The 6,796-nt window shown below is 61.6% G+C and carries 8 protein-coding genes; 5 read left to right on the forward strand and 3 right to left on the reverse strand.

Features of this window, described 5'->3' with window-relative positions; all coding sequences use genetic code 11:
* A partial coding sequence (locus AC1D34_RS32165) for a tyrosine-type recombinase/integrase (RefSeq protein WP_476826427.1) occupies positions 1-109 on the reverse strand: 109 nt, incomplete at its 3' end.
* A 32-nt stretch (positions 110-141) separates the two neighbouring features.
* Here AC1D34_RS32165 and AC1D34_RS32170 point away from each other — a divergent pair.
* The 4 genes from AC1D34_RS32170 to AC1D34_RS32185 all read left to right on the forward strand — a co-directional run bounded on the left by AC1D34_RS32170 (position 142) and on the right by AC1D34_RS32185 (position 4,345).
* Positions 142-297 (forward strand): hypothetical protein, encoded by a 156-nt coding sequence (locus AC1D34_RS32170; RefSeq protein ID WP_476826420.1) that lies wholly within the window; start codon positions 142-144, stop codon positions 295-297.
* Between the two features lie 501 nt (positions 298-798).
* Positions 799-1,851, forward strand: coding sequence for a glycosyltransferase family 4 protein (locus AC1D34_RS32175; RefSeq protein ID WP_476826421.1), 1,053 nt, complete (start codon positions 799-801; stop codon positions 1,849-1,851).
* A 457-nt stretch (positions 1,852-2,308) separates the two neighbouring features.
* Entirely contained in the window at positions 2,309-3,571 is a 1,263-nt protein-coding gene (locus AC1D34_RS32180; protein ID WP_476826422.1) for a DUF1236 domain-containing protein, read from the forward strand.
* Between the two features lie 534 nt (positions 3,572-4,105).
* The gene (locus AC1D34_RS32185; RefSeq protein ID WP_476826423.1) at positions 4,106-4,345 is read left to right on the forward strand and encodes a DUF6894 family protein; all 240 of its coding nucleotides are present in this window, start codon (positions 4,106-4,108) and stop codon (positions 4,343-4,345) included.
* Positions 4,346-4,354: 9 nt separating this feature from the next.
* Here AC1D34_RS32185 and AC1D34_RS32190 read toward each other — a convergent pair whose 3' ends face one another.
* Complete coding sequence (locus tag AC1D34_RS32190; protein ID WP_476826424.1) at positions 4,355-4,987, reverse strand: Crp/Fnr family transcriptional regulator; 633 nt, start codon at positions 4,985-4,987, stop codon at positions 4,355-4,357.
* Positions 4,988-5,598: 611 nt separating this feature from the next.
* Between AC1D34_RS32190 and AC1D34_RS32195 the strand changes: the two genes are divergently transcribed.
* Positions 5,599-5,862, forward strand: coding sequence for a con-10 family general stress protein (locus AC1D34_RS32195; protein WP_476826425.1), 264 nt, complete (start codon positions 5,599-5,601; stop codon positions 5,860-5,862).
* 520 nt (positions 5,863-6,382) lie between these two features.
* On the opposite strand, the gene AC1D34_RS32200 is transcribed toward AC1D34_RS32195, so the two are convergent.
* The coding region (locus AC1D34_RS32200; protein ID WP_476826426.1) for a hypothetical protein at positions 6,383-6,796 on the reverse strand (414 nt) is incomplete at its 5' end.

The raw sequence follows: 6,796 nt of genomic DNA on the forward strand, positions 1-6,796 counted from the left end.
CCTTGCGGCCCTTGCCCTGCTCGACCCGGATCAGCATGCGGGCGCTGTCGATGTCGGCGACCTTGAGGTGGGCGATCTCGGAGGCGCGCAGGCCGCAGCCATAGGCGATGCTGAGCGCCCCTGGTCCTTCAGGCTCCGCGCATGCGCCAGCAGCAGCGCGACCTCTTCGGTCCCCAGCACCACCGGCAGGCGCTCCGGCGTCGGGATCCGCGCCATGCGGTCACCGAAGCCGGCCCGGCCGAGCGTGATGTGGAAGAAGAAGCGCAGCGCGGTGCAGGCCGGTTCATTCGGGCGTAGCTTGCCCCCAGCGAGGCCAGATGGAGCTGGTAGCGCCGCAGATCCTCCGGCTCGGCCCGATACGGCGGCAGGCCGAGGAAGGCCGTGAACGCGCGGACTTGCCGGACATAGTCGCGCTGCGTGCTCGCCGAACTGGCGGATCGTCATGTCCTCGATCATCCGCTGGTGATTCCTATTAGTTTGCCATCGCGCACCCGACGCCTAGCGTTCAGCGAGCCTTCCGATACTCGCCTATCCGGCGTCGGGCGCGCGGGATCACGATCGAGTATCGGCGGTGCGTCGAGCTAGGTGTTTGCCGGCAGTTTCGCGGGCCGGAACAGTGTCGGCTTTGTCGTTGTGACCGGAGTGGGGCGGCTCGCCCTTTCCTGATGGTGATGCCGGAAACCGTCCCGCGGGTGCCAGCGGAGAAGAGTATCGGCAGTTTATAAACCCGAACTTTTCTTCAAGAACGGAGTTGCTTGCTCGCCGCCTTGGCGGAGTTAATCTATTTGGAGAAATCGGATGCGGATTGCCCAAATTGCACCGCTGGCCGAGTCGGTTCCGCCCCGGATGTACGGCGGCACGGAGCGGGTTGCGTCCTGGCTTACTGAAGAACTCGTTCGGCAAGGCCATCACGTCACTTTGTTTGCGTCGGGGGATTCAACGACGTCCGCCGAGCTTGTCGCTTGCGCTCCGCGGGGGTTGCGACTTGCTGGTATCCGCGATCACACGGCGAGCCACCTTGCTATGCTGGCTAAGGTCCGGGAGCGTGCGGCGTCGTTCGACATCATCCATTTCCATCTCGATCTGCTGCAGCATGCGGTTTTCACAGATCTCGCCCATAAATGCGTGACGACGCTGCACGGCCGTTTGGACCTCCCCGATTTTCTCCCGGTCTACGAGGCCTATCCCCAAATGCCGCTGATATCGATTTCCGATTGTCAGCGAAAACCGATGCCTGCCACTGCGAATTGGTTGGCGACAGTCCACCACGGATTGGGCCCGGGCCTTTGTCCCTTCGACGGTCGGGGAGGGGACTATCTGGCTTTCCTCGGGCGCATCACGCCCGAAAAGCGACCGGATCGGGCGATCGAGATCGCCAAGCGTGCCGGCATGCCCCTCAAGATCGCGGCGAAGGTCGATCCTGTTGATGAGGACTATTTCAGAACCCGGATCATGCCGCTGCTCGATCACCCCTTGATCGAGTTCATCGGGGAGATCGACGAGGTGCAAAAATCTGCGTTCCTCGGCGGCGCGCGTGCTCTGCTGTTTCCGATCGATTGGCCCGAGCCGTTCGGGCTCGTGATGATCGAGGCGATGGCGGCAGGAACGCCGGTGATCGCCTGGCGCAATGGTTCCGTGCCCGAAGTCGTCAAGGACGGGATATCCGGGATTCTTGTCGACTCGATCGCCGAGGCCGTCGCAGCCGCCCAACACAGCCGTGCGATCGATCGCTTCGCGGTGAGGCAGCATTTCGAGAACCATTTTACCGCCGCGCGGATGGCGACGGACTATCTCGATGCCTTCAATGGATTGCTGGATTCGTCGAGCGAGTCTCGAAAGGCCGCCGAATAGTCCTGCGCCTCTGGAGGACGTAGCCAGTCACTCTGGGCCATTCCATTCGTGCGGGCCGGCGGCGCCAAGTCACGGGCGCACGGGATCCATCGTCGGAAGGCGGACTAACACGCGAGGGGCTGTTCAGAAAACGGGAACACCCTTTGAGCCTGCGTGGTTGGTAGCCAACGGAGTAACCGCCCAACAGCAGGGAGTAGTTCCCATGAAACGGTTCAAAGGAATTGCGGCCATCGCTTTTGTYGCCCATTCAGGCTTGGCCTGGGCGCAGCCAGCTATTGGTCAGTCTGATGAGATGCCGCGCAGTCGCGCCGAAAGACCGGCGCAGGGCGATGTGGCCCCGCGCTCTCCGACCGGAACCGATCGCCCGGCTCCGCAGCAGCGCCCCGACGAGGCGCCGGGCGAACGGCGCGGTGCTCAGGTCGAACAGCCTCGGGGTCCGGACTTGCCGAGGGGGCAGATGCCGCGGCGCGAGCGCGAGCAGGCTGAGCGGGAGCGACCGACCCAACCTTCGGACACGCGTGCTCAGCAAGAGCTGCAACGAGGGCAATCTGAAGAGCGCGGTCAGACCCAGCGACAAAACGAACGCACCGGGCGAAGGGAAATGGACCGGACTCAGCCGAACACCCATGGGCCCGGTTCGACTGAAACCGCGCAGCCACAGCGGCCAGATCGACGCCCGGCCGATCCGAACATTGCGCGACCTGCGCCGACCCAGAATCCGAATACGGCACGACCTGCGGCGACCCAGGATTCGAACACGGCACCACCCCCGCAGGGTCGGCGAGACGAAGAGCGGCCGGGCGCCACGGCGCAACGCCCCAATGCGGCGCAGCCTGGAACGCCCGGCCCTGCGCCCGCAGAAAATCGGCCTGCGCCCGGAGTCCAGAACGCCGAAAGGCCGGCTGCCGATTCCGACAATCGGCGGATCGCCGATACGGWGCGCGAGCGTGTCAAACGCAACGAGATCCGGCCGGTGCAGAATCTGGGGGTCTCCGTATCGGTCGGCGCTGCGCTGCCGTCGCGCGTGCAGCTTCAGCCGCTGCCGCGCGACATTGCCGCCATCAGGCCGCAATACCGCGATTATCGCTACACGGTCTCCGATCGGGAGATTATTATTGTCGACCCGCGCAGCCGACGCATTGTCGAGGTGATCGATCGAGGTGGCGGCCGAGCTGGGACCGTCGACATCTACGCTGCTTTTGAAACCCGGCGCGATGTAAGACGTTGGCGTCGGCCGGCCGAGATCGTCTTTCGGCAAGGTGTCATCCTGCCGGCGAGTGCGCCTCTCTATGACCTCCCGCTCGAGMTGGTCGAAGACAACCCAACCTGGCGCGGATATCAGTATGTCATGACGGAGAGCGACGAAGTCGCGATCGTGGAGCCGCGGACGCATCGTATTGTCGAGGTCGTCGACAAGAGTGCCTCCCGATCGGCGTCCGCAGCTCCGAAAACCACCGGCGCACTTTCAGGCCAGGCGCAGAATTCCGGTGATCGACATGACATCGCGCGGATCATCCTGGGCAACGCCAAACCGGGCGAGGTTCAGGGGGTCGATGGCCTGCGGGGAGCCGTCCTGCCGAGTCAGGTCGTGCTTCATCCGCTTCCCCCCGAGGTGGAGGAGCGCGACCAAAGGCTTCGCGGCTACCATTATACGCTCATCGGCGACGATGTCCTGATCGTCGATCCCCAGAGCCGCGAGGTCGTTGACACCATCGAATGACGGATGATGCCATGCTGCAAACGATGCGCCCACATCGCTTGCAGCATCAATCGGCTTCTCCGCGCTCCTCGTCCGTGTCTTCAAGGCGGCCCGTGAGCATCGACGCGCGAAACGTCCAGGCGATTGTGAAGCCGGCTGCTATCCTCATCCCCTGTCATTCGGCGCTCTCGACCTCCCGCGCCTCATAGGCGGCGATCGCGGCCTTGAGCATGGCTCGTTCGAGGGATTCGACCGTACCGGGCCTTGCATCCTCGATTTGACCGATGCGCTCACGCGCATAGCGGTCCTCATCATGGCAGGTGATGCAGACAGTCGGTGATTCCGGTTTGAGTTCGGGAACCGCGGTCTTCGGATTGCTCCTTCCGTGGCGTGCTGCCTTTTGTTGCCTCCAGAAGCTGAGCTAATATTGTCGGGAAACGCAAGACATTCACTTTTGTTAATGAATCGGCCCCGTTTTCTTGCAATTCCTGTCGGAAAGGCGCGAACGCCTGGCCGCGTTGCGCGATCGGGCGGCCTGAAAGACGAGCGATCGCGGTGACAATATTTTTCATCGACAGCGACGACGGTGCGCGCGAAGTMGTCGACCGGCACGGGTTCGAGTTTCCGGAGCCGGAGTCCGCGTTGCGGGCCGCGTACAAGACATTGCACGACATGGCTCGCGACCAACCCACCTTGACCGGCCGGCGACGGCTGTCTGTATCGGTCCGCAATGCCGAGGGCAGCAGGATCTATGCCGCCACGATCGTATTCGAAGGAAGCATCACCGGCACGTGATGGTGGGGCTCAGGCGGCCGGCCGCAGATGAAGATAATCATCCTGGAAATCAGCGAGTTCGACGAGCCCCGGCCAATCCAGGATGGTGAGTTCCTTGCGGCCGACACGGATGAGATTGGCCGAGCGCAAATCCTGCATGATGCGATTGACATGGACGGTCGACATGCCCTGCGCGTCGGCAAGCACCGTCTGGGTGAAGGGAAAAGGCATGGTCAACTCAACCACAACAACTCCGATTGTCCGGAAGCGCACGTAAAGTTCGCAGATAACGTGGGCAATCCGGCTGGGTGCCGAGCGGCGCCCGATATTGCTGATCCATTCCCGAAAGACAGAGCTATCGATCAGCGCTTCGCGCCAGAAGAAACCAGCGACGCGCGGGTGGGTTGCGAAGAGGTGGTAAAGCGATCGATGCGGGATATAGGCGATCCTGCTGCTCGTCAGGGCCGCCAGGCTATGGTCCATCCGTTCAAGATAGAGGCTTTGAAGATCGGGGATATCGCCAGGAATATGAAAGGAGAAGATCTGTCTTGCGCCCTCGCCAACAATCTTGAAGCGATAGCCAATGCCTTCGAGAATAAGGCACGATTGCGTGGGGTGATCCCCTTCACGAACGATCTCGGCTCCGGCGCGAACCTGCCGCACGACAGTCGGCAGGGCAAGGATCGCATCGACTTCGTCGGAACTGAGTGAAACGACGCCATCGATTTTGCGGCGCAATACCTCGAGCAGCCCGTCCGGCCTGTTTGGCATTGCCCGTCCTCCCCCTATGGGCGAGAGCGGAAATCGCGGTCACCGATAAGTCGATCTAATCAAAATTCGTAAGAAGACGCTCCGTCTCAGGTTATCGAACGACGTTAACCTAGGTTATGATTGAAGCTAAACAGCGTTCCTGCGAAGGTCTTTTCAAGGGAGGTATTTGAGGCGGTCCTCCGGCGCTGCCTTCCCCGTTTTTGACAACGCTCCGGCTCGGTACAAATCGGCGGAATCCCCCGTCCGACAGCGGGGCGCCGTCACCCGGCGGCGCCTTGCATCGGACGCAAACCCGTCATGAAGCTTGGCAGTAAGCCGCAGCAAAAAAGGTTTTTTTCACAACTACTTGACTGTCTTTTGCCATTAGCTCGAATTGGAATTTTCAWCGGAACACTGCTCGGTAATTGTCGGTTGAGCGGTCAGTGGATGGGGACGACATCCACCATTTGAAAATCCAAAGGAGATCCAAAATGGCAAACCAGTCAGGTCGAGGCTTTGCGTCCATGGACGACAACAAGCAGCGCGACATCGCCTCACAGGGCGGCCAGAGCGTGCCTGCGGAAAAGCGTAGTTTCTCGCAGGATCCCGAACTCGCCTCCGAAGCGGGACGCAAAGGCGGAGAAAGCAGCGGCGGTGGAAACCGCCAACAGTCTGAAGAAAACAAGGGCCGCGAAGGTCAGCAAGGCGGCGAAGGGAGTCGTTCTGGAAACTTTGCAGACGATCCGGAGCGCGCGTCTGAAGCCGGACGAAAGGGCGGTCAGAGCTAAGGGCGGGCTCGAGACGAAAACGGAGGCGGATCTTCGCGATCCGCCTCTTCCTCGTTTGCGGGCGGTCTTGCGATCCAAAATAGTTTTGGCGGACAGCTTCATCTGGTCCTGCAGAGCATGGACGGCACAGGTTGGGATCGCAATACGGTCAGGGCGCGTTCCTTTTCAGACGGACCGGGCACCGGTTCCGCGACGACATCGCTGACGCTTGGGATCTTGGGGCACCCTGGAAGAGATGGCGGCTATCGTCATTAAGTACTGGCTAGCCAGCCGCATGCAGATCCGTCGCCGCGTCAAACTGGCGAGTGAACCCGCGAACGCCGGCCAGGCCGCGCATCGTCGAGCCCGCTTTTCGATCACATGGGGGCCGGTAAGTCCGATCCCCATTGCTTTCGATCCCATCGAGCGGATTATGGAATACGAAGAGTTGGCGGCTTCTTTGGAGTCGGAGGCGCTTGCCAGAGGGACCAAACCTGACGCCGGACGGCTGGATCAAGGACCCGAAACTGCGGCGCCCGTTCTACAAGGGCCTTCGCGAAGACTCTGACTCCGCAGGCATCCTTGAGTTGCCGTCGGGGCTGGACAGCGACTGATAGTCCTCGACCGCTGTTCTCAGCGCGTTCAGTTCGGGCCCTTCGCACTCGCTGAGGTCCTCCAGTTCGCCAATGCGTGCGAGCGCTAGGTGATAATCATGACGATTGGTGATGGTCGCAGACTGTGTCTCCGGGCGGCGTTTGGCGTTGGTCATGGCATTGATCCGTAGGGAGCCAAATTTGGGCTGATGCAGAAACGTAAAGCCGGTTCGAGCATGCATGCGACCCGATAGTTGCGGATTCCGATTGAAGCGGGCGGGGTATTCCGAAGCGAAGCCGGCAGGGCATTCCGATTTGAAGCCGGCATGTGATTCCGAGATGAAGCCGGCACCCTGAAGGGG

It is taken from the genome of Allobosea sp. P1_A7, assembly GCF_056406775.1.

Coding starts and splice junctions, on each gene's coding strand:
- AC1D34_RS32195 (WP_476826425.1), top strand. CDS start 5,599: ATGGACGACAACAAGCAGCGCGACATCGCCTCACAGGGCGGCCAGAGC.
- AC1D34_RS32170 (WP_476826420.1), top strand. CDS start 142: ATGCGCCAGCAGCAGCGCGACCTCTTCGGTCCCCAGCACCACCGGCAG.
- AC1D34_RS32175 (WP_476826421.1), top strand. CDS start 799: ATGCGGATTGCCCAAATTGCACCGCTGGCCGAGTCGGTTCCGCCCCGG.